Below are 25,619 nucleotides of genomic sequence, written 5' to 3' on the forward strand. Positions count from 1 at the left end.
GTTCCAGGGGACGTCAAATCATTAAATATTCTAACATCACTCTCTTCATTGTATAATACTGCCAAATAACTTGCTATCACTATAATTAAATTAAAATAAAAGCGGGGAAGCAACTTTCTTTCAAGTTGTTCCCCGCTTTCTACTATTCACGATAACGCCTTCAATCCAACAACGCCGATAACTATCAAAAGTAGGCTGGCGATACGTCCTATGCTTCTTGATTCACCGAAAAATAGCATATTGATCAATACTGCACCTGCAGTTCCTATGCCAATCCACACTGCGTATGCAGTGCTTACTTGCAAATAGTTGAACGACATATAGAGAAATGCGAACGCTGCTCCAAATCCTCCGCCGAACAAAATGGTATTGGTGAATGTCTTCTGTTCACTATATTTATTCAACCCGACAACGCCGACAAGCTCGCTTATTGCCGCTGCGAATACAAATAACCAGCCCATCACTTAACCAATCCTTTCTTTTCATCCACGCCATCAGCAATCTTCAGTCCAATGACGCCTACAACTAATATGGCAATGAAAAACAGTTTGCCTGCTCCGAGGGTTTCCCCGAATATAAACACATCCATCAATGCGGTCCCAACTGTTCCGATTGCTGCAAAGATGGCATATACGGTACCCGTCGGAAGGTTTTCACAGGCTTTCGCCAAGAAATGAAAATCGACGAAGATGAAAAACACGATTGGAATCCAATGCCACCATTCGGAGGCGACATTGAAACCGAAAATCCAGACCAACTCGAAAAAGCTTGTTAGCGCAACATAAATCCATGATTTGTTCATAATATTTTCTCCTAACTCGGCGGGTGACTGACTGTCATTCATTTTTATAATGACAAGTCGTCAAAGGCTTATTGCCAATAATAATAGGCATTAATACGCAAGGGCATGCTTTAAGAAATTTTTCACTTCATTCTTTTGTATGACCGCTTCATCTTCCTTGTCAGTGTCGTATAAATAAATTTGTTCCGCAGCTGATTCCACGAGACCAATCACAAGTCTTGCCGTCCTCTCAGGATTGACGGTGTTCCGGATTACACCTTCATCAATTGCTAGTTGAAGACCCTCACTCACCCATTTATAGAAAGGCGCGTATACGGTCTCCCAATTTTTCAAGTGCTCTGTCGATGCTAAACCTGAATAGATAAGTGCTTGAATTTCATGATACTCTTCATTTACTTCGAAAATCGCATCAACGAGCTGCTCCATCCGTTTTGGGAACGGTGCGTTATCCGATACTCTATCCGTCACAATCTCTAACGTTTTTGCGACCATCACTTCGGCTATTGCCGGCATGAGTGATAATTTAGATGGGAAATATAAATAGAAAGTTCCTTGAGCAATCCCTGCCACTTTCACGATATCGGATATCTTCGTCTTTTCGATGCCTTGCTTGCGGAAAACTTCTATCGCCGCTTTTATGATTCTTTCCTTCTTATCCAATTACCGTCCGCCTCCCCACTGAATGACTGTCATTCATTATACCATAAAAAATAAGCAAATCGGGGTTTTTGCTCGTTGCCGTTAATTGAATATGAGGGGCAAAACAAGCTTCCCCTCATATTGAGACTCCCCTTACACTATCTATTTCTTTTCAGTTCGCTGATCAATATGCAATGTGCCGTCAGTTAGTATTTCTGCATAATACACTTGCTCCACTTTACTGAACCCATTTTTCTTCAGCTGTTCATAAACCCATTCTTCAGTCAGCTTCAATTCAGTCAAGTTTTCTTTAATTAATTTCCCATCCGAAATGATTTCAGTCGGTATATATTTCGGCTCATTGCCAGGTGCTTTCACATCTTTGCGTGTTGCAGTCTCTTGGGCCGCCTTTTTCATGACGCTTAACTGGCCGTTCGTTTCGAGAATTGCATAGTTCACGTCTGCAACAGCGAAAATGCTCTGCTCACGGAGCATCATATTGAGATCGTTCAATGTGAGTCGGGCCTTTTTCATGCCTTGTTCACTTATTTTTCCTCTGTGTATAATAATAGTTGGTTGATCATCAAATAAAATTCGCGCTTTTTTTGACTTTACTGTTAAAAAGTTCACAAATACTGTTAATATAGCCCACCAAATCATCGCAATGGCACCATTCAGAAAAGGGGTTTCCGATTGCGCGGAGATCTCACCAGCGATAGAACCGATTGTAATCCCCGTAACATAATGAAAAAAAGTTAGTTGTGAAATCTGCTTTTTCCCCATGAATCTGGCTAGTAGCATGAGAATGATAAAAGTAAAAGTTGCTCTAAACATCATTTCCCAAAAGTCCAACTTTGAAATTACGTCTGAAATCATCTATTCACACCTCCGCTAACGCTAGTGTGTGATAGAACTATGACAATATACGGATGAAAAAACCTGCAAATTCAGTTCATGAATTCGCAGGCTATTATTTTCATTCCCACTCGTAAGGTGTTTCTTGGTAGACATAATAATTCAGCCAGTTTGAGAAAAGAAGATGAGTATGTGAGCGCCACGTGTTCGACGGCTCCTTTGTCGGGTCGTCGTCCGGAAAATAGTTAGCCGGGACGTCAATATCAATCCCTTTCTTCAAATCCCGTTCGTACTCTTCGCCGAGCGTGCATGCATCATACTCCAAGTGCCCGGTGATCATAATATGTTTGCCGTCTTTTGAAAGGATGATGAAGGCACCTGCATCTTCCGAAACCGCCAACAATTGAAGGCGAGGATCCTGGTCAATCTCATCAATTGAGACCGACGTATATCGGGAATGAGGTGCAGTGAACAGATCATTGAATCCGCGTGCCAATTCGACAGTCGAATCAGTCAATCGATGGTTGAAGACTCCGGATAGCTTTTTCGGCAACTCATATTTATCGATGCCGTAATGATGATAAAGTGCGGCTTGCGCGCCCCAGCAAATATGTAAAACGGAAGTTACATTTGTTTTGGACCAGTCCATGATCTGTTTCAGTTCTTCCCAATAGACGACGTCTTCGAATTGAAGATGCTCAATCGGCGCTCCTGTGATAATCAGTCCATCGTAGCGTCTATTCTTGACATGCTCGAATGTAGTGTAAAAGGATTCCAAATGATTTTTGCTTACATTTTTCGATTCGTACGTCGCAGTGTTCAAGAATGAAACATTGACCTGCAACGGCGTATTTCCGAGCAGCCGAAGCAATTGTAGCTCTGTCCTTTCTTTTTCAGGCATTAAATTCAGGATGAGGATATTTAATGGACGGATATCTTGGGTCGTTGCCCGCCCTTCATCCATGACGAAAATCTTTTCTTCTTTCAACAGTTCGCGTGCCGGTAATTGTTCCGGGATATTGATTGGCATTACGTTTCCCCCTTTTTAATATACAAAAGCGAAGGGCGCCCGCCCATAGGCGACAGGCATAAGGCGAAGATGCAGTGTGGCGCTTTTTGCCACAAAGCAGATTTGACTTATGACCCGAGCTTATGGCGCCCGAAGTCTAGACGACAAATAAAAACCCCCGTTCCAACAGATAGGAACGAGGAGTTGCATTTGTTTTATCGTTCTTATCTCTCAAGATTTACATCTTGTTGGAGGTAGCACCTTCCTGCTATTGCAGAGGTTGCTGAAGCTTCATCGGGCCAGTTCCCTCAGCTTCTCTTGATAAGAAATATTCAATTATGATTATTATATCATCTTTAATCGAATTGTATACCGGTTTCTTTAACGATGAACTTTCGCTTTCGAAAAACCGAGTCCTAGAATTTCCGATGCATTGAGAAAAATGACAAAGGACGAAGGCTCAGCGGTCTGAAGCAATTTCTTCAAATAAACGGCTTCGGACTGTTCCACAACGCATAGAATCATTGTTTTTTCGTCGTTTGAATAGCCACCCGTTGACTTCACTTTCGTCAATCCCCTATCGATTTCATTCTGGATAACCGACTGGATCTTCTCTTCGTGTTCAGTAATGATTAGGACAAGCTTCGTGGGCGACGTTTGCAATTGGACGAAATCAATCACTTTGCTTGTAACGTATATCGACATGAGTGCGTATAAAGCGAGTTCAAAATTGAAGACAAAAGCTGAAGTGACAACGACAACCCCATCAACTATCAGTTGGGAGAATCCGCTTGAAATGCCCGTGTATTTCTTTAGGAGTTGGGCAATTAAAGCCGTTCCGCCTGTCGAGCCATTCCCCCGGTAAACGATTCCTAACCCAATACCTAGCATAATGCCGCCATATATAGAACTTAGAAACGGATTGTCGACGGATAACTGAAGGTCTCCCGTCAAATAAATGACAAACGGGACAAAAAAAGTACCTACAATTGTCTTTGCACTGAATTCCTTCCCTGCCAGCAATAGCCCCAGTATGATGAGCGGGATATTGATCATCCATTGCACATATGCAGGATTATATTCGAATAGTTCATATAGGATTGTACTGACCCCTGAAATGCCGCCCGCCGCGATACGCGCCGGCAAGAAAAATATATTGAATGCAAGTCCGACTAGAGTCGCTCCTGCAATGATTTGAATATAGTCAAAAACGATGGGTCTTTTCTGGATGAATGACATGATTGGTTCCCCTTTCTTAGACGACCTTCCTATTCTATCAAAATAAATCACATACTTAAACGTTTTAAAGCGGTTATAAGAGGAATAGAGAGAATAGGAGAGAAAAAGAGAGTATACTAATTTTTTTGTATTTTTATAATTAACTGGTATAATAGTAGGACAAGTAACAATAATACAAAGTTTCAAGGAGGATCATAATGCGTAGCTTAGGTATTGTCAGAAAGGTTGACCATCTCGGCAGGATTGTAATCCCTAAGGAATTAAGAAATACGTTGAAACTTGATAAAGGTGCACCAATGGAAATTTTCGTGGATGACGATATGATCATCCTCCGTAAGTATGTTGTGGATTCGGCTTGTATCGTAACCGGGAATATCACCTCAGAAAACAAGAGGCTATCCAATGGCATGTATATTAGTCCAGAGGGAGCGGAAATCCTGAAAAAGGAAATTGAAGAACGAAAGACTTGGGAATAATCATTTCCCGGGTAAATGGGCAACGGTCAAAAACCGTGCCCTTTTGACGTGAACAAAATGTAATACCAAACGGAATCGGAGGAAGCTAAATGAAGATATTCGCACATAGAGGAGCTTCAGGGAACTTTCCGGAAAACACAATCGCCGCCTTCATGGAGGCTGCTCGTCTCCCCGTTTTTGGTGTTGAATTCGATGTACATATGTCAGCAGATGGAGAGCTTGTCGTGATCCATGATGAATCGATCGACCGCACTTCGGATGGAACAGGATATGTGAAAGATATGTCCTTAGCGGAATTAAAGAAACATGATTTCGGCAACTGGTTTTCACCCGAATTCCTAGGAGAAACAATACCTACACTCGCTGACGTCCTCGAGGTTTTCGATTCGACTGACCACAAATTGAACATTGAATTGAAATCGGATATTTTCCCATACGAAGGAATGGTCGAAAAAGTTCTTGATTTGATTGCGGAGAGACAAATGGAATCGCGCATCATCATTTCATCATTCGATCACAGTGCCATCAGTACCGTAAAGCGGTTTAATCCTCAAATTGAAACCGCCGCCTTATTCATGGAAGTGCTAGTCCACCCAATGGATTATCTCAACAAAATCCCAACTGATGCACTCCATATCCTATTCCCCGCAGCACTTCGTCCGACCATCGCTGAAGTGATAAACAGCGGCATGCCGGTCAGAACATTTACAGTCAATGACAAGACATACGCACAGACCTTGAAACAAGCCGGAGTACAAGCCATCTTCACTGACTACCCGGAGAAATTGTATTCCTTTTTATCTTCCAATTAAAAAAGAACATGGAGATAGATGCCGCTTGAAAAAAGCTCCGCACAGAGCAGAGATCCGTTTCCATAATAAAAAAAAGATATCGCCAATCCTTACTAGGATGGCGATATCTCTTCTCATTATGCGCTCAAACTGTTAATAAACTCCTCAATCTCTTCCTTCGTCTTCCGGTCCTTACTTACAAAACGCCCAACCTCTTCCCCACTATGGAACGCAATAAAGCTCGGAATCCCAAAGACATCCAATTGTTGGCAAATCTCAATAAAATCATCACGGTCTACGTAAATGAATTGATACTCCGGATAATCCGCCTCAATAGCCGGTAGGAATGGTTCAATCACCCGACAATCCGGGCACCAATCCGCTGAAAACATGAACATAGTCCGCTCCTCATTTTTCAACTGCTCAAACTGCTCAACCGATTGTAATTTTTCCATTCGTCCTCTCCCCTTCTATAACATCTCTTCTAAAGTATATCACTGAAAAATGAAACCATCATTTGACGCAACTTCTCTAACGAAAACAAAAAGTAATGAAAACGATCGATCGGGGAATTCTAATCATTCAACAAAGGAGGTTTCCCATTGCGTATCCAATATATAATTGCTTCGATAAGTGCAATATTCTGTCTCTGTCTGTCCATCAACATTGTCTCCGCTTCCGATCAAAAAAGTGAAAAGGAAATTATGGAGCAACGGATGAGTTTTTATTTACAATTCTCGAACGAACTGGTTCCTTGGTATCACCTTGCTGCAATTGATCAATATGAACGCAACATCCAGCAAGTGCGTAATGATATTCCAAAAGCCGACGGACCTATTTCCATTCAATACCCCGTTGAACATTGGTTCGGTATATTGAACCCGGATCCCTCAGACAATTCACCGGATACACTCGCACTTTTCGGCGGCCACGGTTCTGACGGCAACTGGGATGGGGTAGCTGACCAATCCGACCCAGCCGATGTACTCATGACAATGTATTCCCATTTAGCGATGTACGGACCAGATGAAAATTCATTTAAAGCTGCATTATGGCACTACTATAAACGGGAAATGACGGTAAATCAGATTCTTACAATCGCCAAACTGTATAAGCATTTCGAAACGGCCGAGCTGGATAAGCATGTATTCCCTATCCCGAAAGGACATCATTATACGTATCGCGGTACATGGGGCACAAGCCGCGGATGGGGAGGTCGCCGCATCCATGAGGGAACAGACCTTTTTGCGGGCTACGGCGTTCCTGTCGTCGCAACTTCTTATGGCGTCATAGAAGTGATGGGATGGAACGAATACGGGGGATGGCGCATCGGTATTCGGGATAACCATAACACCTATCATTACTTTGCCCATTTGGCTTATTTTGATAAGGGCATCAAAGAAGGCGATATTGTAGAGCCCGGGACCCTTCTTGGCTTTGTTGGCAGCACCGGATATGGGAAAGAAGGAACATCTGGGAAATTTCCTCCCCATCTCCATTACGGATTGTATAAATACAACGGCAGGACTGAATGGGCTTTCGATCCGTATCCAGCCCTTCGGAATTGGGAACGGCAAAAATAGGGAGAGGCCGTCTCGCTCTCGAGACGACCTCTTTTTTTAGATAGTAACGCCTAGCGTTTTGAAGAGAAACGAATAGACATCGGTCTGTTCTTCAATGATTTTGACTGTCGGCTTTCCGAGACCATGTCCTGCATTCTTTTCGACACGAAGCAAGATCGGATTTCCCCCTGAATAAGCTGCTTGCAATGTCGCAGCAAATTTCATAGCATGCGCGGGTACGACACGATCGTCCGTATCCGCCGTCGTAATCAAGGTAGGTGGATACTCAACGCCTTCCTTGACATTATGAAGTGGAGAATACTTGATCATCGTAGCGAAGTCTTCGGCATTCAACTCAGCATTTCCGTAATCAGTCACCCAATAGCGTCCCACCGTGAATTTGTGGTAGCGGAGCATATCGATAACAGGAACTTGGCATATTGCCGCCCCGAATAAATCCGGGCGTTGGGTGATGCTTGCTCCAACAAGCAAGCCTCCATTGCTGCCCCCCATGATTGCAAGCTTCTCCTTTTTCGTATAACCTTTTGCAATAAGCCATTCTGCAGCCGCTATGAAATCATCGAAGACATTTTGTTTACGTTCCAATGTACCTGCCTTGTACCATTCTTCACCGAATTCGCCGCCGCCTCTCAAGTTAGCAACCGCATATACGCCACCTTCCTCAATACACATGCGCAATGCTGGTGAGAAGGATGGTGTCAAACTGACATTGAAACCGCCATATCCATAGAGTACGACTGGGTTTTCACCATTTAGGACCAGTCCTTTTTTATGCGTCAAGAACATCGGGATCATCGTTCCGTCCTTCGATGGGTAAAAGACTTGAGTCGTCTCGAATCCTTCCGTCGTGAATTTATTTTCCTCCTGGAATATTGAAGTCAGTTCTCCGTCCTCGAAGCTATAGCTTGCAATCGCATTCGGAGATAAGTAGGATGTGTATCCGATGAACATCCATGCTTCCTCTTTCTTGCCTGTCAAACCAGTCAGCGAAATGAATCCCGGCAATTTCACGTCAACGCCACGCTTGCCTTCCAGGTCAAAAACTTTCAGTTCATAATGCGCGTTATGCAAATAGCCAACTACGATTCTTCCATTGATGATCTTTCCGAAAGACAATACATCGGTAGTCTCCGGAATGACATCAATCCAATTTTCCTTCGACGGATTGTCCAAATCCACTGAAATAATTTTTTCGTATGGTGCATCGACATTTGTAAGGAAATAGAATGTGCGTCCTTCATTGCCGATGAACGAGTATTCTCCATCGCCTTTATCGAACAGATAGACAAATTCCTCATCTTTTTCTAGGTCTTTATAATAAATCCTGCTTTTATTTTCCGTTCCTTTCCATACATTCAGGATCAGATACCGATAGTCATCCGATAACATCGGATTGAATGAGAACTCTTTGTTGTCAAGATCTTCATATATGAGTACATCATCGTCCTGCCCAGTGCCTGCTTCATGCCAATACACCTTGTTGTAATAGCTTTGTTCTTCAGCCGAAACAGTGGATGGATCGGGAAAACGGTTGTAGAAGAATCCTGTACCTTCTACATTCCAAGCAATGCTTGAGAATTTGCAAAATTGAATAAGGTCGGATTCATCCTTTCCAGTCTCCAAGTTTTTTATTTTTATTTCCTGCCAGTCACTTCCGTTGAGTGAAATTCCATATGCCAATCTCTTGCCATCCTTCGAGAATGAGAGATTCGTTATGGCAGCAGTGCCTCCGTCATTCATCGTATTCGGATCCAATACGACTTCCAAGTCTTTGGAGTTAAGATCTTTTGTACGGTAAAAGACGGATTGATTTTGCAGGCCTTCGTTTTTGTGGAAATAAAAATAGTTTCCTTCTTTTTGGGGAACAGAATACTTTACATAGTTCCACGTTTCTGTCAGTTTGCTTTTCACTTTTTCACGATCCGGGAATGTCGCAAGGAAATCTTGAGTTCGTTTATTTTGTTCATCTACCCATTGTTGTACTTCAGGGTATTCAGAATTTTCCAACCATCTGTATGGATCGCGAATATCGGTCCCATGAAAATTCTCAACTACATCCTCTTTTCTAGTAAACAATACCATTACATTTCCCCCTTTTTACTCATACAATTGATATTTTACCACATTGTTCTGAAAAGTGAGCATATGAAAAGCAGCTGAATATAATCAGCTGCTCCAATCTAATCTTATTTACTATTCGGGAATGCGGCACCATGCATAGGAGGAGGGATGATCCAACCTTTTTCCTTGTTCAGACGGAGTAATCTCATACCAAACAAAAGTCGATCTGCATGAAATTTACTGAACATCATTGCAATATCTTCTCTCAAGCATTGGCCGATCACCTGACTGCATGAGACAAGACCTTGACCGACGTTTATGGAAACGGCTCCACTAATTTCGGGATCCATGTACCGTGCACCGACCGGAATGTCTTCCGCTTTTGCAACTGCTCGATCAGGCAATGTCGGAGGAGGAGTTACACCGTTTTCTTTAAGTACTTTCTCGACTGCCTTATTCTCGTCCTTCATCATTTCAACCGCGTCTTTAAGAAGCTCAATCAAGTCCTCATCGCCAGCATGATTGATGAAACCTTGATATCCGCTAATTAACCCTTTGTTCGCGCCTGCATATGCCCAACAACCGAGGACTTCACCATAGTGCATTGGCTCTTCTTTCGGATTTCCATTTAAAATGCCCAATTTTTCTCCCTCTTTTCTTAAACTTTTCCATTGATAATTATGGTGTTGCAATTATGATGTGAAGCTCGTGGTATTTTATACATTCGTTTCGCATTAATAATTTGTAGTTGACATTTTCAAAATGTTTGGTAATATACTGTGCAATATTAATTTTTAGTAACCACAGTTTTACTTGAGTCGCTCGATAACGAACATTATGTAATATTTATGCCACTTCATTCGCCTCTGGGACGTTATTTTGTTCCAGTTACTAATTATCAATTTTAATTTCGTAAATAAACGAACGATTGGTTGACATTCTAAAATAGCGTGTTATGATTGTCATTAATTAAATAATTCGATGAACGATTTGGACGGAGACAGGTTTTGCGGATCGGAATCCATAGAGAGCTGATGGTTGGTGAGAATCAGCGTTTCTGACGTAGAGCAGCACTCCTGAATCGGTGGACTGAAACTTCATTTTCAACTTGTTAAGTAGGTTCACCCGGAACATGCCCGTTATGCATGCAACGAAGGCTGTCGTCCTGACAGCGAAAAAGGGTGGCACCGCGTAGCTGATAGCTTTTCGCCCCTTGCATTAATTTGCAAGGGACGGAAAGCTTTTTTATATTCCAAGGAGGAGATTGACATGTTGCAAGATCAACAATATTTACGAATTCCAGGACCGACGCCCATTCCGCCGAGTGTACAACGGGCGATGGCCAAACCGATGATTGGCCACAGGGGAAATGAGACGTCCGATTTGCTCCGCTCCATCAAACCCCGACTGAAAAAAGTGTTCGGGACCGACCAGGATGTAATGATCATTACGGGAAGTGGAACTTCAGGTTTGGAAGCGGCTGTCGTCAATGCCGTAAAACCACTTGACGAGGTGCTTATCATTGTGACCGGCGCATTCGGTGCTCGTTTTGTACAGATTTGTGAAGCGTATGGCATTCGCGTGCACATATATGAAGTCGAGTGGGGCCAAGCCTTTGACCCTCATGAAATCCAGGAACATCTTCGGAAATTCCCTGAGGTCAGTGCCGTTTTCGCAACGTATTGTGAAACATCGACAGGTGTCATGAATCCGATTCACGAACTTGCTTCTGCGGTAAAGGAAGTATCCGATGCCCTTATTATCGTCGATGGGGTGTCCTGTGTCGGCGGCGTGGAGACTAAAATGGATGAGTGGGGCATAGATATCATGGTGACCGGCTCGCAAAAAGCGTTTATGCTGCCTGCCGGACTAATGTTCATCGCGGCAAGCGAGCGGGCTTGGGAAGTCATTTATTCCAATCCGAACCGGGGTTTCTATTTGGATTTGTCGAAGTATCGGAAGGACCTGGAAAAGGATACGACACCCTTCACCCCTGCCCTTTCCCTTTTGTTCGGGCTCGATCAAGCGCTTGAATTAATGGACACGGAAGGGCTCGAGAACGTGTATGGACGTCACACGCTCATGAAAGAAATGGTGCGTGCGGCATTCAGGGCACTCAAAATTCCTTTATTGACGAATGACAGAGATGGATCAGATACAGTCACTGCCGTCCAGCCTGAAGATTTTGACGCTGAGGAGTTCCGGAAAGTGATCAAGAAGGAATTCGGACTTTCTATTGCCGGCGGGCAGGAGAGATTGAAGGGGAAGATTTTCCGCATAGGACATATGGGTTACTGCTCCCCTGCCGATATATTGCAGACGCTCGGCATGATGGAAATTGGGTTAATTAAAGCTGGAAAAAATATAGAGCTCGGCCAAGGTGTAGCGGCAGCGCAGCGAATCTATTTGGAAAAAGGGGAGAATGACCGATGACATATCATATATTGATCGCCGATCCGCTAAGTGAGGAAGGGATCCATCCGCTGAGGCAAGCGGATGGGCTGGAAATCACGATTGCTACCGACTTGTCAAAAGAGGAGCTGCTTGAAAGAATTAAAGGGTTCGATGCTCTTCTCGTACGGAGTCAGACACAAGTGACTCGAGAAGTGATGGAAGCCGCTAGTAATCTGAAAATCATCGGACGTGCAGGTGTCGGCGTTGACAATATCGATTTGGACGCCGCCACGGAGCATGGCATCATTGTTGTCAATGCGCCTGACGGCAACACGAATTCTGCCGCTGAGCATACAATCGCGATGCTGACAGCGTTGGCCAGGAAAATTCCCCAAGCCTTCAATTCATTGAAAAACGGTGAATGGGACCGTAAATCGTTCATCGGTGTAGAGTTGAAAAATAAGACACTCGGTGTCATCGGACTTGGAAGAATCGGTGCAGAAGTTGCAGCCCGCGCGAAGGGTCAACGGATGAACGTCATCGCATACGATCCATTCTTAACAGAGGAAAAGGCGCAAAAAATGGGGATTGGCTTCGGGACAGTGAATGACGTTTTGAAAGCTGCTGATTTCATTACAATCCACACTCCTTTATTGAAGGAGACCCGCCATTTATTAAATGAAGAAGCTTTCGGGAAGATGAAAGACGGCGTACAGATCATTAACTGCGCCAGAGGGGGAATCATCGACGAAGATGCATTGTACGGTGCAATCGTGTCGGGGAAAGTCGCTGGGGCGGCCCTTGACGTTTTTGAAACAGAGCCGTTTGTCGATCATCCACTGCTCTCGCTGCCTGAAGTGATTGCAACTCCGCATCTAGGGGCCAGCACGGTGGAAGCGCAGGAAAGTGTCGCCGTCGATGTCAGTATGGATGTCGTGAACTTCTTCAAAGGAGATGCTGTCCGAAATCCAGTCAACCTGCCGTCCGTCTCGAAGGAAGTGTTGGCCAAGATTGCGCCTTTCTACGACTTGGCTGAAAAGCTGGGGATTTTCCTATCGCGAATGACTGATGAGACGATTGAAGAAGTGAATATCAAGTACGCTGGAGAGCTTGCCAACTACGATGTGCGCGCATTGACCCGTAATACGGTTAAAGGCATTTTAAAGCGCAACCTTGGCAACCACGTCAATGATGTTAATGCGAAATTTTTAGCCGACCGTTTTGATATTAAAGTGAATGAGCATAAAACGACGGTCAGCAAGGGCTTCCTCCACTTGATCACTGTAGAAATCGTCACTGCCAAGTTTACACATCGTGTGGCAGGCACTTTGCTGAATGGTCTTGGAGCGCGCATCGTGAAAGTCGATGATTATGTGGTCGATGTTGTGCCGGATGGCCATCTTCTATTCATTAAACATAAAGACCAGCCGGGAGCGATCGGACGCGTTGGAACGCTATTGGCACAGAAAAACATCAATATCGCGACGATGCAAGTCGGCCGTTCCACAGTCGGTGGTGATGCCATTATGATGCTTACAATTGATAATGGCGTTGAACAGACGGAAATTGGGGATTTGACTGAGCTAGGAGATATTTATGAAGTGAAAGCGATCGATCTTTGACGGAATATGTAACGCGGAAGAATGAGTCTTGTGGCACTTAATTGAGCCCTTGTGCAAAAAATTGAGCCCTTATACGAATAATGGAGCCCTTGATCAATTAATAGAGCCCTTACTTAAAAAAGAGTGAGTCCCGAAATCCGGGCTCACTCTTTGTTCACCTTGTCCAATATCGGAAACAGCTGCTCGAGATGGCGAATTTCAAAAGTAGGCTGGATACTCGGGTTCCCTTCTTTCCCTTCTCGGTTAATCCATACAGAACGCATACCGACTTTCGATGAGCCCAAAATATCGGTCATTAAATTGTCGCCAACCATCAACGCCTCAGCTGCGGAACTGCCTGTTCTCTCTAATGCATGCTCAAAAATGGAAGGATCCGGTTTCCCTTTTCCAAAGGCTCCCGATATGACAATGAGATCGAAATAAGGGGCTAATTCCGGAGTAAAATCCAATTTCGTGTTTTGAAGCGACGGAGAGCCGTTCGTCAATAATACTAGCGTATACTCACCTTTCAACTGCTGCAGAACCGAAAAAGTTTCGTCGTAAACGAATGGAGATTTTTTTCGTTCCTCAATGAACCGGGCTGCAAGTTCCGCTCCTGATTCCACATTCTTAATGCCAAGTTTCGCAAGCCCGCCCGTCCACGCACTTCGTTGGTAATCAGGAATGATTTCCTTCATTCGCTGGAATTCCTCGCCGGGATCGTCGAATGTCCCCCATAAACCTTCAAAAGGGTTGATTCCGATCATTTGTGTGAATTCATATGTATCATATGTTGCGTACATTTCTCGCGCTGTTTCACGGACCGCCGCCTCCAGTTCCGAGGCATGGATATCAAGGCTTTCCTCAGCGTATTGACATGTCCTATCGAACGCTGTTGCTATACTCTTTTCATCCCATAAAAGCGTATCGTCCAGGTCAAAAATAATTGTACGGATCATCCTGTCATCTCCCCCTTTACTTCATTATACATAAAAATACCGCTCCAAAAAGGTATTGGAGCGGCCATTTCATTCGGAATAGACATTTCGGTCCCAAAAGCGCTGTTGAGTGACGGCTTGAATGAAGTCCTCTGGAAAATTTGCTCCGGATGCAGATGCAACCACAATGCCCGGCCCAATTTTCGCATCGGACTTTCTAAAAATCGCTTCCCCTGTTGCAGCTACGCCGATCGGTTTAAAATGACGATACGCTTCATTGATATATTCCTGAATATCACTTTCGAATTTTGCTTGGTTCTTCGCTTTTCCGCCGACAATATATAACGAATCGTAAAGGACGGGCGAAGTTGTTAGAAAGGTTTCATTCAAAACAACCTTAACACCGTCTTCGCCAGTAAGACTGCCTAAATGCTCACCGACAATGTCGACGGCCACTCCGTGGTTCAATAATGTTTTTACGACCGCTTTCACTTCTCTGCCATTGAAGCCATTTCCGATCAAAACGCCTACTTTAAGTGTATTCGGATATCTAGGCGTCTTCTCTTGGCTAAGTGCCGGTGAAGCGGCAGTAACGTTGACTTGTTGACCTTTCGGACGTTTGACTCCGACTGCATCGGCAATGACAGTCGCCAATTCCTTATCCACATTAACAAACATATCGACGACTTGTTGCCGGACGCTGTCTGATTTCACTTTTCCGACTTCAAAGATGAATGCGTCCCTTATATGTTCCTTTTCAGGTGGTGTCATGCTGTTCCAGAACAATCTCGCCTGCGAAAAATGGTCTTTGAATGAATCGCTTCTCGCTTGAATAACGCGTCCCTCAACCTTCTCAGCGTAATGGACATAGCCCCCTTCTTTCCACGTAGAAGTCGAAGGCGTATTATTAGCAAGCGAATTTTTATGATAAGCTACTTGCCCGACATCGATTCGCTGGCGGCTGAAACCATCCCGCTGATTATTATGAAACGGACAGATCGGGCGATTGATCGGGATTTCAGTGAAATTCGGCCCTCCAAGGCGAATCAACTGAGTATCCAAATATGAAAAAAGCCTTCCTTGCAAGAGTGGATCATTTGTAAAGTCAATCCCCGGCACAACGTTCCCGACATGGAACGCCACTTGTTCCGTTTCAGCAAAGACATTATCCACATTCCGGTTCAACGTGATCTTGCCGAACATTTGGACAGGAACAATTTCCTCGGGCCAAATCTTCGTCGAATCCAAAATATCGAAGTCGAACATGAACTCATCTTCCTCTTTGATCATTTGCACGCCGATTTCATATTCGACGACATTTCCATGCTCAATGTTTTCCCATAGATCGCGTCGATGGAAATCCGGATCCTTCCCTGCAATCTTCTGCGCTTCATCCCAGACGAGTGAATGTACGCCGAGAAGCGGTTTAATGTGAAACTTGACGAATGTAGCTTTACCTTCCTCATTGACCAGGCGGAACGTATGAACACCAAACCCTTGCATCATTCTGAAGCTTCTCGGGATTGCCCGGTCAGACATTAGCCACATCACCATATGAGCAGATTCCTGATTATTGGCGACAAAATCCCAAAACGTATCGTGCGCTGATGATGCTTGTGGCATTTCATTATGAGGTTCAGGCTTGATGGCGTGCACGACATCTGGAAACTTCATGCCATCCTGTATGAAAAAGACCGGCATATTATTGGCAACGAGATCGAAGTTCCCTTCTTCCGTATAGAATTTTGTAGCGAATCCGCGAACGTCCCTAACCGTATCAGCGGATCCTTTGCTTCCGACAACCGTCGAGAAGCGGGTGAACACTGGCGTTTTCGAGCCCGGATTTTGCAGAAATCCGGCTTTCGTAAACTCCTTCATCGACTTGTATAACTCAAATACTCCATGGGCCGCAAACCCCCTTGCATGGACAACCCTCTCAGGAATCCGTTCATGGTCAAAATGGGTCAATTTCTCCCTGAGATGAAAATCTTCCAATAATGTCGGTCCGCGCACTCCTGCTTTCAAGGAATTTTCATCATCCGACACTTTCAGGCCTTGGTTCGTCGTCAATTTCTTGCCATAGTTATTAACTCGGAACTGGTCAAGCTGTACATTTTTCCGGTTTTGATTTTTCTCCAAAGAATCCCCTTCCGTATATTTCTAAGCCGCCAATCCTATTTATATGCGAGTTGATAGCATCTGGGCACTCTCCCATGTTTCATCAATTTGAATTTAGGCTACAATAGGAGACGAGATCGTTATTAGGAGGCGTGAAGGATGCATCATCATTATTTCATCGGAATAAAAGCCCCTGCTTCAATTGAAGATCCTGTAAAGCTATACAGGGATAAATACGGTTTATCGAACATCTATAAAGTCATTCCACACGTGGATGATTTGCATATTACATTGCTATTCATCGGGGCACTTCCTGAACAGAAAGTTGAACCTTTGCAGGAAAGTCTCGCTGCATTAGCCGACAAACATAGTGATTTCGCACTGACCATCGATGGCCTTTCCTATTTCGGATCTCCGAAAGGTCCTCGTGTCGTTTATATGTCAGTCCAACCATCACAAGAGCTAGATGCGTTGCAGCAAGCGGTTGCGGCAATAGGGGCAGATCAATTGGGCATCGAACCTGATAATCGTTTCACTCCACATATTACGATTGCCAAAAAGCGCAAGGTCAATGGAGAGTCTCCGATTCAAAAAGAAACATGCACGCCTGTGCCATTTCACGTCAAGGGATTTTCACTATTTAGAATCCATCCATCAAGGACTCCGAAATATGAAGCCGTCCAAACTTTTTCGTTTAACTAACCCTCTTAATAGGGAGGATCACATTATGACTTATTGATCCGGAACCAGCCTTTATGCGTAAACCAAGCGACCATAGCAACTCCTATAATCAGCATCACCACTAGGACGATTGGATAGCCGTAGCGCAAGTGAAGCTCTGGCATATGATCAAAATTCATGCCATACACACCGGCAATGAATGTCAGCGGAATAAAGACAGAAGAAATGATCGTCAGCGTCATCATTACACTGTTCATTTGGTTGGAATTGATGGACAGTTGGCTATCACGTATATCTGAAGTCAACTGTCGATTCGAATCTAACATATCGCTTATTCGGATGAGATGATCGTAAATATCCGAGAAATATGTATGCTCATGAGAAGCGAAATCCAATCTTTTCGATTCGAGCATTCTGTACAACAACTCCCTCATCGGATAGATCGTCCTTCGGAGACGCAATAAATCGCCACGCACTTCAAATACATACTCCATAGATAATTGAACTGTTGTCGGTGATAGCTTCTCTTCGATTTCGTCCAAATGATCCTCGATATTATAAAGGATCGGAAAGTATTGATCGACTAGTTTATCCATAATTTCGTACATGACGAGAACATGGCCACGTTCCCATTTTTCAGGATTTTGCATAATTGCTTCACGCGCCTTATCGATTTCCTGTAATTCCGTGTAATGAAATGAAATGACAAAATTTTCACCTAGGAACAAATCCACTTCTTCCGCAATCAAGTCCTCGTGACATATGGAGTGCAGAGCAAAAAATGTATAACCCTCATAATGGTCCAGCTTCGGACGCTGAATTCGGCCATAACAATCTTCCAATGCCAATGGATGGAACGAGAATAATGATTGAAGCAAGGATGCCTCTTCGGCGTCCGGTTGATCGAAATCAACCCAGTACCATCGTAGAGAGAGCTCCGTTATTTCATGTACTGAGAAGCCGTAAATGAATTCATTGTCTGTAGTTAGTCCCATTGTCCAGATCATCTTTCCACCTTCTTTTCATTCGTAATGAACTTCCCGATCCACATTCGATGACTGTCCTTACCGTATCTTAACCATTTTACCTTTACCTCCTACATTAACTTCTTACATTACTTCTTCCTATGCAAGTTTTTCCACGTTTACTTACTGTAAATGAGCGCACTATATGTGAACAACATAAAAGGAGTGTTACTTGCTATGGACATGAAAGACAAAGTTCAAAAAGAGCTCGCAAAGATTGACGGAGAAGATAAAGGTCAAATCCTGGAGAATTTTAACCATTTCAAGCAATACCTCGCCGAAAAAGTACAGCTTGGTGAAAATTTAGGGTTAAGTGATGAGAAGCTTGCAAAAACGACAGAGATCGTTGCAGGTTATCTTGCCAATCATGAAGAACCTCGTAACCGTGAAGAAAAAGTGTTAATGGAGCTTTGGAAATCAGGTTCTGAAGAAGAGCAGCGCGTGTTTTCACAAATGCTTTTGAAAATGGTGAAACAAGCTTAATTTAAAAAAGAAATGCTGCCACTCAAATGAGTGGTAGCCTTTTATCTTGTGTAAGCACAGAAGTGAATCCTTCATCATTAGATGTTTTCTACCTTATGGGATGTGAAGTTAAGATGGATTTTTTTCAGGCACAAGAAACACTGACCGCAGTCCAATGGGGGCTGCGTGCGGTGATCGCTTTTTTCTTTTTATTATTCGCTTCAAAGTTAATGGGCGAACGTTCCATTTCCCAATTACGGTTGATTGACTTTACCATCGCCTTGATTATCGGAAATATTTTAGCCCACCCCCTTTCTGATGAAAATTTAGGGATGAAAGGGTCACTAATTACGACAACTGTATTGATAATCCTTTATATTTCTTCTTTGTATGCAACGTTAAAATGGGGGAAGTTACGCAAATTGGTTGAACCATCCCCATACCCTCTCATCAAACATGGGGAAATCGTGTATCCAAATCTAAAAAAAGCTAGAATTACAATCGATCATTTATTATCAGAGCTTCGCAAGGATAAAATTGAAGATGTACAGAAAGTGTCACTAGCATTATGGGAACCTGACGGGACGATTTCTTTCTTCCTATCCCCTCAGCATCAAGCGTTGACACCTCAAGATATGCAACTTGTTTCAATTCCATTTATCTTTCCAACCGTAGTGGTGAAAGAAGGCAAAGTCGATCAGGCGTCTTTGAAGTCTGTTGGAAAGGATCTGGACTGGTTGCAGAATAAATTCAAACTTTATAACGTGACAGCTGATGACATTTTACTGGCAACAGTAGACGGAAGCGATGATTTGAAAATCTACCTATATGAAGGATGAGTACATTTCATTTTGTCATCCATAGTAACAAGCTTGAAGTCTATATAAATGGAGGGGTTTGCTTTGGAAAGTCAACGTGCACATCAGATTGTGTCGTCACCGGATGAGATTATGGTTAGTTATAATGGCGTTTCTGTCTGGATTGATAAAATCCACGATGACGATCGGACCGCAACGGTTCATTTGCGCCAAGCTATGGAGGAAAGGTCTGAAGTTGCAATTTCCGAATTGAAAGAGCACTGATAATAGTTGAAGCTGTCCGATGGGTTTCCGGGCAGCTTCTACTTTTTTGTTACTCAAAAATAAAAACCTCTACCACTGTAGAAGTTTTAACTGTTAGGAACCGATATTCTCTACAATGATTTGTAAAATCAACGCGACAGTTACAACCCGTAAGATCGGCTTCACAAATTTCGGTTTCAGTTTTTCCGCAATACGTACCCCTGTCTGCGCCCCTGTAATAGATCCCAACATTAACAGTAGAGTAAGTGGCCAAATGATTTTCCCAGCAGCAATGTAAGTGATTGCCGCACCAAAGCAACTCGAGAATGTGGCGAGACGAACATAGCCGACTGCGCGTATATATGCCACTTTCAAGTGCCCGAATAAATATAGCATCAATGTGCCTTGCCCCGGACCGAATAATCCATCATAAATCCCGATTCCATATAACCCAGGCACACTCACTTTGCTAAGTTTCAACTTCTCCTGTCCATTGAAATCCCCTTTTCCGATGAACGATGTAATAAATGCAAACGACAAGAGGATAATCGCCAAGATATATAAGTTATCTTCTGAAAGCTTTGTCGCAATGAACCCGCCACTGATGCCCCCAATAAGACTTACTGGAATGATCCAAAACGATTCGCGTAAAGAAATCTGTTTGTGCTTCAACAAGAAAAGGAAGCTTGAGAACGAGCTGACCGTGTTGGACACTTTATTCGCGCCGATCGCTGAGTGGATTGGTATGCCGAGCAGCAGCATTGCGGGAAGACTGATCAATCCGCCCCCGCCCGCCAACGTACCGATTGTCGTTGCAATGGCCCCAATGAAAAAGAGTGAAATATATTCCATCATGAACACCCCCTGTGTATAATTCTATTATACTCTTCTAATCGTCATTAGAAAAATCGATAGTTATTATACAAAGGGATAATAATTACTTATCGGACTCAAAATCCGATTTCATATTCTTCTCCCTCTTCGTTGATGACTCTCACTCCGCCGTTTTTACGTTCAAGGCCTATTAAAATATAGGGATTGGTTTCGTCGCTATCCGCTTCTATTTCTCTCACTGTAACAATTGTTTCATCGTCCAACACTTCAACATCAACAGCTTCCAGTTCAAGTTGATTCGTGCCGGTAGAAACGACCACCATCTTTTTCCCTTCGGCAATATCAATGACCTTGAAGCCTTTACGCTCCGTCTTGTCATCTTGCAAGTAATTGACGTATTGCCTCACTGCGGGTTCTTCACTCAATCTCTTCTTATCTAGCACCCAATATTCTTTACCGCAGCCACTTAGTAGCATCATAATTACAAATAAACCAACCAAAAGTTTTTTCAAGTCCCTCTCACCACCCTTCCTTATTATTGAGCAGGCTTTTCTCTAATACGATCCGATGAATTCCCTCATCGTCAGTAAAAGTTTCCGTTATATCAAATCCATGTTTAATATTCACTATCAACATTTCTCTCCATTTATTTCTCGTCTTCGTTTCGATTATTTTATAACCCTTATCCTTCACAAGTCTATGTTGGTGCTCCAAAAGCATAGAGGCAATCCCTTTTCCCCTAAACTCCTCGTGAACTCCCCCATACCAGCTATAGTAGCGGTCCTTTGAAAGACTATATCCAATCTTATAGCCAACTACTTGATTCTCTATCATTGCAACTACAAATAGGATATTCGGCTGTAATGGAGCCTTTTTCGCAAGTTCATCAGCATTGACAAAAATCTTATTATGTAATTGCAAAATCCCATCGAACGTTTTTTCATCAGGCATACCCCAGAAATAGTGAACGTGCGGCATAGCAACATCCTCCCTTTCCAATATTATACTATATATTTAATTAATTCATATCCTGAAACCTATGAATCAATTTGTCCTACTCGACATACAGTAGACGAAAGATTCAGACTGGAAATAAAGGAGGGAAAGGGTTGGAACAATTTCTTGAGACGATTGTCGGTTGGTTATGGGGGTTGCCGCTCATCTTCACGGTATTGTTTGTTGGACTATATTTCACAATTGGAAGTAAGCTTTTCCAAATTAGTTACTTGCCACATATTTTCAAGGCTACATTCGGAAGATTATTTTCTAAGAGGGATAAGGACGAGGATGCAAAAGGCATCTTAACTCCTTTTCAAGCAGTGAGTACGGCGATTGGCGGGAGCGTCGGTGTTGGAAATATTGGCGGGGTTGCTACTGCAATCGCAGTAGGTGGACCAGGTGCCGTCTTTTGGATGTGGGTCACCGCATTATTAGGCATGATGACGAAGACAGTTGAAGTATCATTGGCCGTTCATTATCGTGGGACGGATGAAAAAGGGAACCCTTACGGCGGCCCGACGTATTACATGGAAAAAGGATTAGGTGAAGAGAAGAAATTCAAGTATTGGAAAATACCAGCTGTCCTTTTCGGATTCGGTATCTTCACTACGTTTTTTATAACCCTTCAAAACTATACCGTTTCTGAAGCTGTAAGCTCTACATTTAATATCGGCATGATTCCTTCTTCATTGATTTACGTCACGCTCATTTACGTCATTATTTACGGGGGCATTAAGCGGATTGGTGAAATCGCGACCAAGCTTATCCCATTCATGAGCATCTTTTATGTATTGGCTTCCCTCTTCATCATCTTGAAGAACTTCGATCAAATCCTTCCCGTTTTTGGACTTATATTCGACAGTGCCTTTACGGGAATGGCGGCTGTCGGGGGCTTTACGGGTGCAGTCATTGCACAAGTGATCCGGATGGGGGTTGCACGTGCGGTTTACAGTAACGAAGCCGGTTGGGGTACTTCCCCAATGATCCACTCCACAGCCAAAACGAATCATCCGATCAAGCAAGGAATGTGGGGAGCTATGGAAGTATTCATCGATACGATCATCATCTGTTCGATGACAGCTTTCACGATCATCATTACAGGGGTTTGGTCATCCGGACTAGATGGCGCTGCGTTGACGTTATCCGCGTTTGAGGCTGGTATCGGAACAACCGGCAGGTATATCATTGCCTTGTCCGTCTTCCTATTCGGCTTGACGACGACGACGGGTTGGTACACGTATTATGAAATCATTTTACGCCATCTGTTCGGTGGAGAAAAGAAAGTCAAAGTGAAGAACAAGACGATTGCGTTCTATAAATGGCTTTATCCGGTTCCGGGCTTACTTATGGTCATCTATGCTGTTTACTACGACATGCCCGGCAAGGCGGTCTGGTATTTCGCGGATATCACAACTGCGATTCCGACATTCATCAACTTGATTGTCATTATGGTATTGAGTAAGAAGTTCTTCGAATTGCTACGCGATTATAAGGCAAGGCATTTGAACATCGGGACGATTGATCCGAATTTTAATGTGTTTTATGAAGATAAAGAGAAGAAGTGAAATTACCGTAATGGAATGAGAAGGTTTTGTGCGTGAATGAGAACTTTTCTTCGGAGAACGAGAACTCTTTGCGCGGGAACGAGAACTTCCCGGGGAAGAACGAGAACTCTTTGCGCGGGAACGAGAACTTCTCGGGGAAGAACGAGAACTCTTTGCGCGGGAACGAGAACTTCTCGGGGAAGAACGAGAACTCTTTGCGCAGGAACGAGAACTCATAATAAAAGACGGTTGAAGATTAGCGTTTTGCTATTCTTCAACCGTCTTTTTATTCACTTCCGTTTTTTTTTGCAAGTGCTCCAATTTATCCGGATTAGCCATCATAAAAATACGTGAAATTTTATCGTCTTGGAATTCCATCGAGACGACATAAGCAACAGAGTCATTAATTGACACGACAACGCCTGGATAGCCATTTACAACTTCGAATTCCATTCTTGAGTTTTCAGGCAGCTTTTTCATAATGCTTATAAACAATAAGACAATACGCTCTGATGTATAGATTGGATTTAGCGCAGCTTTTACTTTGCCGCCTCCGTCAGAAATAAATACAGAATCTGCCTTCAATAACTCTAGCATTTTAGGGATATTCCCTTTTTGAAGTGCTACCGTAAATTGTTCTACATTGCTTTTCATTGATTGAAAATCCAGTGCAGAAGCTTTCGGTCGATTATTCATGCTTTTTTTGGCTCTGTGAAAAATCTGCCTGCAATTGGCAGATGACTTATCAATAATAGTCGCAATTTCTTCATAGCTATACAGAAAAACTTCTCGTAATAGGTAAACAGCTCGTTCATCTTCAGTTAACTGTTGCAAAAGCAGGAGATAAGCGGTCGAGATAGATTCCTTCATCAAATAAGTAAGTGCAGGGTCATTTCCTGCATCTACCAATGGTTCCGGCAGCCACTCTCCAACATAAACTTCGCGCTTACTTGCAGCTGATCGCAATTTGTCTATGGAGCTATTCATCACAATCTTACATAAATACGCTTTCTCGTTTTCTATGACTTTTTCACTACTTACACGGTTATACGTTATAAACGCCTCTTGTACAAGGTCTTCTGCATCTGCAATACTTCCCGTCATTCGGTAGGCGATGGAAAATAACAAAGGTTTATACGTCTGATACAATTGTTCAGTCTCCAAAACGATTATCCTTCCTTTGCTAAAATCGTTTCTTTTACATGTAAAATTTCTAGCGCAGCACGCTTCCCACTCGCAACAGCAGCGTCAGCTAATACTTCTTCATGGCCCGCCCATTCTCCTGCTATATAGATTCCTTTCATTTCCGGTATGCTTGGACCGGGATTTCCTCTTCGCTTTACATGTGGAAAATCATGCGATACAGTTAGTTTAGGTAAAAATTGTTGCACCACGACTTCTTTTCGCCATCCAGGATGAAGCAAATCCATTACTGATTCTAATTGTTGCTTATCTGCGTTTACGTTTATTTCTTCCATTGGATCATGATATTTAGCTATGCTTACTACCAATGTCCCGTCTTCACTTAATTTTGCAGCTCTTGATTGGTTCGTAAAAAACAAAGCTTGGTCGAGTCCTATCGCAAATTGATGTTTTGGGTTAGGTAACTTATTAATTCCGATATCTAAACAGCATGCCGTAACAGGAATTGCTTGTTCATTCCACAAACGTAAAGAAGTATATTCTGCACCATTCAACATATTCATTGCCTCTTTCGGCGGGGCTGCAATGATACAATTAGGCACATGAATGACCGTACCATCTGAGCATTGTATGATTTGATATTGCTCATGATGTTCAATATTTATAACATTTTTATTGGATACAATTTCAGCTCCCAGTGCTTCTGCCTGCTTCTTAAGGCTTTGAACAATTGTATCCCAACCTCCATCAACATATAAGACACCCTCATGTAATGAGCGCTTCACTTGCTTCAAAACAGGCTTTGCCAGCTGTAAAGTCGGGGCATTCGTGTATGAAGTCAATCGACAAATTGAGTAAAATAGATGCCTCACCATCGGATCGGATATTTCTGAATCCACCCACTCCTTTAAGCTAACTTCCGGAATGGAATAAATAGTTAATCTCATAATCTTACCCATTAATTTACCGAGTATGAACTTGGCTTTCCACGAAAGAAGTGATGATGACATGATTGATGGAAAATCTGTTGGAATGACATGAACTTCATGATTTAAAATGCCGTGAATATGAACACCTTTCGTAGCATTCCCACCTGGAAGAGATAGTCCAAGTTCAGTTAAAATATTTGCAGCATCCCCTGACATATACAATCCATGTGGTCCCAAGTTCAAAAGAACCCCATTTTTTTCATTTGTAATCGCTCTTCCACCTAGACGTTTCGATTTTTCCAAAACAACGACCTTTTTTTCCTTCCCTCGCCAGAAAATTAGCTGCTGTCAACCCAGCCAATCCGCCACCAACGACCGCAACATCATAGGTAAACATAAAAAACCCCTCCCACATTTGTTTTGCAATCAAAACGA

The 25,619-nt window shown here is 43.2% G+C and carries 26 protein-coding genes, 1 pseudogene, 1 riboswitch and 1 other annotated feature; of the genes and pseudogenes, 10 read left to right on the forward strand and 17 right to left on the reverse strand.

The genetic code is table 11. The features are described 5' to 3' along the window. Window positions 1-146 precede the first annotated feature (146 nt). From OC538_RS05820 to OC538_RS05845, 6 genes are all read right to left on the reverse strand, one after another. The gene (locus tag OC538_RS05820) at window positions 147-461 is read right to left on the reverse strand and encodes a DMT family transporter (RefSeq protein ID WP_262173647.1); all 315 of its coding nucleotides are present in this window, start codon (window positions 459-461) and stop codon (window positions 147-149) included. After that, entirely contained in the window at window positions 461-802 is a 342-nt protein-coding gene (locus OC538_RS05825; RefSeq protein ID WP_251694039.1) for a DMT family transporter, read from the reverse strand. Before OC538_RS05825 ends, OC538_RS05820 begins: the two co-directional genes overlap by 1 nt. 90 nt (window positions 803-892) lie before the next feature. Further along, window positions 893-1,462 (reverse strand): TetR family transcriptional regulator, encoded by a 570-nt coding sequence (locus OC538_RS05830; protein ID WP_251694038.1) that lies wholly within the window; start codon window positions 1,460-1,462, stop codon window positions 893-895. 141 nt (window positions 1,463-1,603) lie between these two features. Further along, window positions 1,604-2,317 carry a YetF domain-containing protein gene (locus OC538_RS05835; RefSeq protein ID WP_262173649.1) on the reverse strand — a complete coding sequence of 238 codons (714 nt, stop codon included), beginning with the start codon at window positions 2,315-2,317 and terminating at the stop codon, window positions 1,604-1,606. Window positions 2,318-2,417: 100 nt separating this feature from the next. Next, entirely contained in the window at window positions 2,418-3,326 is a 909-nt protein-coding gene (gene metA, locus OC538_RS05840; protein WP_262173650.1) for a homoserine O-succinyltransferase, read from the reverse strand. Between the two features lie 200 nt (window positions 3,327-3,526). Next, a riboswitch (SAM riboswitch) is annotated at window positions 3,527-3,633 on the reverse strand. A 53-nt stretch (window positions 3,634-3,686) separates the two neighbouring features. Next, complete coding sequence (locus OC538_RS05845; RefSeq protein ID WP_251694035.1) at window positions 3,687-4,544, reverse strand: YitT family protein; 858 nt, start codon at window positions 4,542-4,544, stop codon at window positions 3,687-3,689. 197 nt (window positions 4,545-4,741) lie between these two features. On the opposite strand from OC538_RS05845, the gene OC538_RS05850 reads away from it, so the two are divergent. Then, window positions 4,742-5,020 carry an AbrB/MazE/SpoVT family DNA-binding domain-containing protein gene (locus OC538_RS05850; protein WP_251694034.1) on the forward strand — a complete coding sequence of 93 codons (279 nt, stop codon included), beginning with the start codon at window positions 4,742-4,744 and terminating at the stop codon, window positions 5,018-5,020. An 89-nt stretch (window positions 5,021-5,109) separates the two neighbouring features. Further along, complete coding sequence (locus OC538_RS05855) at window positions 5,110-5,832, forward strand: glycerophosphodiester phosphodiesterase (protein WP_262173651.1); 723 nt, start codon at window positions 5,110-5,112, stop codon at window positions 5,830-5,832. A gap of 116 nt (window positions 5,833-5,948) precedes the next feature. Here OC538_RS05855 and OC538_RS05860 read toward each other — a convergent pair whose 3' ends face one another. Beyond that, a complete protein-coding gene (locus OC538_RS05860; protein WP_251694032.1) occupies window positions 5,949-6,266 on the reverse strand; it encodes a thioredoxin family protein in 318 nt (105 codons plus the stop codon). Window positions 6,267-6,419: 153 nt separating this feature from the next. Between OC538_RS05860 and OC538_RS05865 the strand changes: the two genes are divergently transcribed. Next, entirely contained in the window at window positions 6,420-7,394 is a 975-nt protein-coding gene (locus OC538_RS05865; protein WP_410055863.1) for a M23 family metallopeptidase, read from the forward strand. A 36-nt stretch (window positions 7,395-7,430) separates the two neighbouring features. On the opposite strand, the gene OC538_RS05870 is transcribed toward OC538_RS05865, so the two are convergent. Both OC538_RS05870 and OC538_RS05875 read right to left on the reverse strand, forming a co-directional pair. After that, window positions 7,431-9,476, reverse strand: coding sequence for a prolyl oligopeptidase family serine peptidase (locus OC538_RS05870; protein WP_262173652.1), 2,046 nt, complete (start codon window positions 9,474-9,476; stop codon window positions 7,431-7,433). Between the two features lie 104 nt (window positions 9,477-9,580). Continuing rightward, window positions 9,581-10,096, reverse strand: a complete 516-nt coding sequence (locus tag OC538_RS05875; protein WP_251625252.1) for a DUF3231 family protein — start codon at window positions 10,094-10,096, stop codon at window positions 9,581-9,583. Window positions 10,097-10,437: 341 nt separating this feature from the next. After that, window positions 10,438-10,672, forward strand: a binding site (T-box leader). A 52-nt stretch (window positions 10,673-10,724) separates the two neighbouring features. Here OC538_RS05875 and OC538_RS05880 point away from each other — a divergent pair. After that, complete coding sequence (locus OC538_RS05880) at window positions 10,725-11,888, forward strand: pyridoxal-phosphate-dependent aminotransferase family protein (RefSeq protein WP_262173653.1); 1,164 nt, start codon at window positions 10,725-10,727, stop codon at window positions 11,886-11,888. Further along, a complete protein-coding gene (gene serA / locus OC538_RS05885; protein ID WP_262173654.1) occupies window positions 11,885-13,471 on the forward strand; it encodes a phosphoglycerate dehydrogenase in 1,587 nt (528 codons plus the stop codon). The genes OC538_RS05880 and serA overlap by 4 nt, the downstream gene beginning before the upstream one ends. Window positions 13,472-13,614: 143 nt before the next feature. On the opposite strand, the gene OC538_RS05890 is transcribed toward serA, so the two are convergent. Continuing rightward, window positions 13,615-14,409, reverse strand: a complete 795-nt coding sequence (locus OC538_RS05890; protein WP_262173655.1) for an HAD family hydrolase — start codon at window positions 14,407-14,409, stop codon at window positions 13,615-13,617. A 69-nt stretch (window positions 14,410-14,478) separates the two neighbouring features. Continuing rightward, entirely contained in the window at window positions 14,479-16,527 is a 2,049-nt protein-coding gene (locus tag OC538_RS05895; RefSeq protein WP_262173656.1) for a catalase, read from the reverse strand. A 138-nt stretch (window positions 16,528-16,665) separates the two neighbouring features. Here OC538_RS05895 and thpR point away from each other — a divergent pair, with 138 nt between their 5' ends. Then, window positions 16,666-17,208: an RNA 2',3'-cyclic phosphodiesterase gene (gene thpR, locus OC538_RS05900; RefSeq protein ID WP_262173657.1), complete on the forward strand. Its 543-nt coding sequence runs from the start codon at window positions 16,666-16,668 to the stop codon at window positions 17,206-17,208. A 23-nt stretch (window positions 17,209-17,231) separates the two neighbouring features. On the opposite strand, the gene corA is transcribed toward thpR, so the two are convergent. Continuing rightward, on the reverse strand, window positions 17,232-18,194 hold the full coding sequence (gene corA / locus OC538_RS05905; protein WP_262173658.1) for a magnesium/cobalt transporter CorA: 963 nt from the start codon (window positions 18,192-18,194) through the stop codon (window positions 17,232-17,234). A 195-nt stretch (window positions 18,195-18,389) separates the two neighbouring features. Here corA and OC538_RS05910 point away from each other — a divergent pair, with 195 nt between their 5' ends. From OC538_RS05910 to OC538_RS05920, 3 genes are all read left to right on the forward strand, one after another. Beyond that, window positions 18,390-18,695 (forward strand): DUF3243 domain-containing protein, encoded by a 306-nt coding sequence (locus OC538_RS05910; protein ID WP_251700610.1) that lies wholly within the window; start codon window positions 18,390-18,392, stop codon window positions 18,693-18,695. A 113-nt stretch (window positions 18,696-18,808) separates the two neighbouring features. After that, on the forward strand, window positions 18,809-19,513 hold the full coding sequence (locus tag OC538_RS05915) for a DUF421 domain-containing protein (protein WP_262173659.1): 705 nt from the start codon (window positions 18,809-18,811) through the stop codon (window positions 19,511-19,513). A gap of 63 nt (window positions 19,514-19,576) precedes the next feature. Next, on the forward strand, window positions 19,577-19,756 hold the full coding sequence (locus OC538_RS05920) for an H-type small acid-soluble spore protein (protein WP_262173661.1): 180 nt from the start codon (window positions 19,577-19,579) through the stop codon (window positions 19,754-19,756). A 93-nt stretch (window positions 19,757-19,849) separates the two neighbouring features. On the opposite strand, the gene OC538_RS05925 is transcribed toward OC538_RS05920, so the two are convergent. From OC538_RS05925 to OC538_RS05935, 3 genes are all read right to left on the reverse strand, one after another. Next, window positions 19,850-20,587, reverse strand: a complete 738-nt coding sequence (locus OC538_RS05925) for a sulfite exporter TauE/SafE family protein (protein ID WP_262173662.1) — start codon at window positions 20,585-20,587, stop codon at window positions 19,850-19,852. Between the two features lie 98 nt (window positions 20,588-20,685). Beyond that, window positions 20,686-21,081 carry a hypothetical protein gene (locus OC538_RS05930; RefSeq protein WP_251694020.1) on the reverse strand — a complete coding sequence of 132 codons (396 nt, stop codon included), beginning with the start codon at window positions 21,079-21,081 and terminating at the stop codon, window positions 20,686-20,688. A 7-nt stretch (window positions 21,082-21,088) separates the two neighbouring features. Beyond that, a complete protein-coding gene (locus OC538_RS05935; RefSeq protein WP_251694019.1) occupies window positions 21,089-21,547 on the reverse strand; it encodes a GNAT family N-acetyltransferase in 459 nt (152 codons plus the stop codon). Between the two features lie 131 nt (window positions 21,548-21,678). Here OC538_RS05935 and OC538_RS05940 point away from each other — a divergent pair, with 131 nt between their 5' ends. Then, the gene (locus tag OC538_RS05940) at window positions 21,679-23,133 is read left to right on the forward strand and encodes an alanine/glycine:cation symporter family protein (protein ID WP_251694018.1); all 1,455 of its coding nucleotides are present in this window, start codon (window positions 21,679-21,681) and stop codon (window positions 23,131-23,133) included. A 246-nt stretch (window positions 23,134-23,379) separates the two neighbouring features. Here the strand turns inward: OC538_RS05940 and OC538_RS05945 are convergent, their stop codons facing one another. Next, window positions 23,380-24,276, reverse strand: a complete 897-nt coding sequence (locus OC538_RS05945) for an RNA polymerase sigma-70 factor (protein ID WP_251694017.1) — start codon at window positions 24,274-24,276, stop codon at window positions 23,380-23,382. A gap of 5 nt (window positions 24,277-24,281) precedes the next feature. Continuing rightward, a pseudogene (locus OC538_RS05950) lies at window positions 24,282-25,581 on the reverse strand (phytoene desaturase family protein). Window positions 25,582-25,619 lie beyond the last annotated feature (38 nt).

Origin of the sequence: Saccharococcus sp. Marseille-Q5394 (genome assembly GCF_946901335.1) — a bacterium.
Taxonomy (GTDB): Bacteria; Bacillota; Bacilli; order Bacillales_A; family Planococcaceae; genus Sporosarcina; species Sporosarcina luteola_C.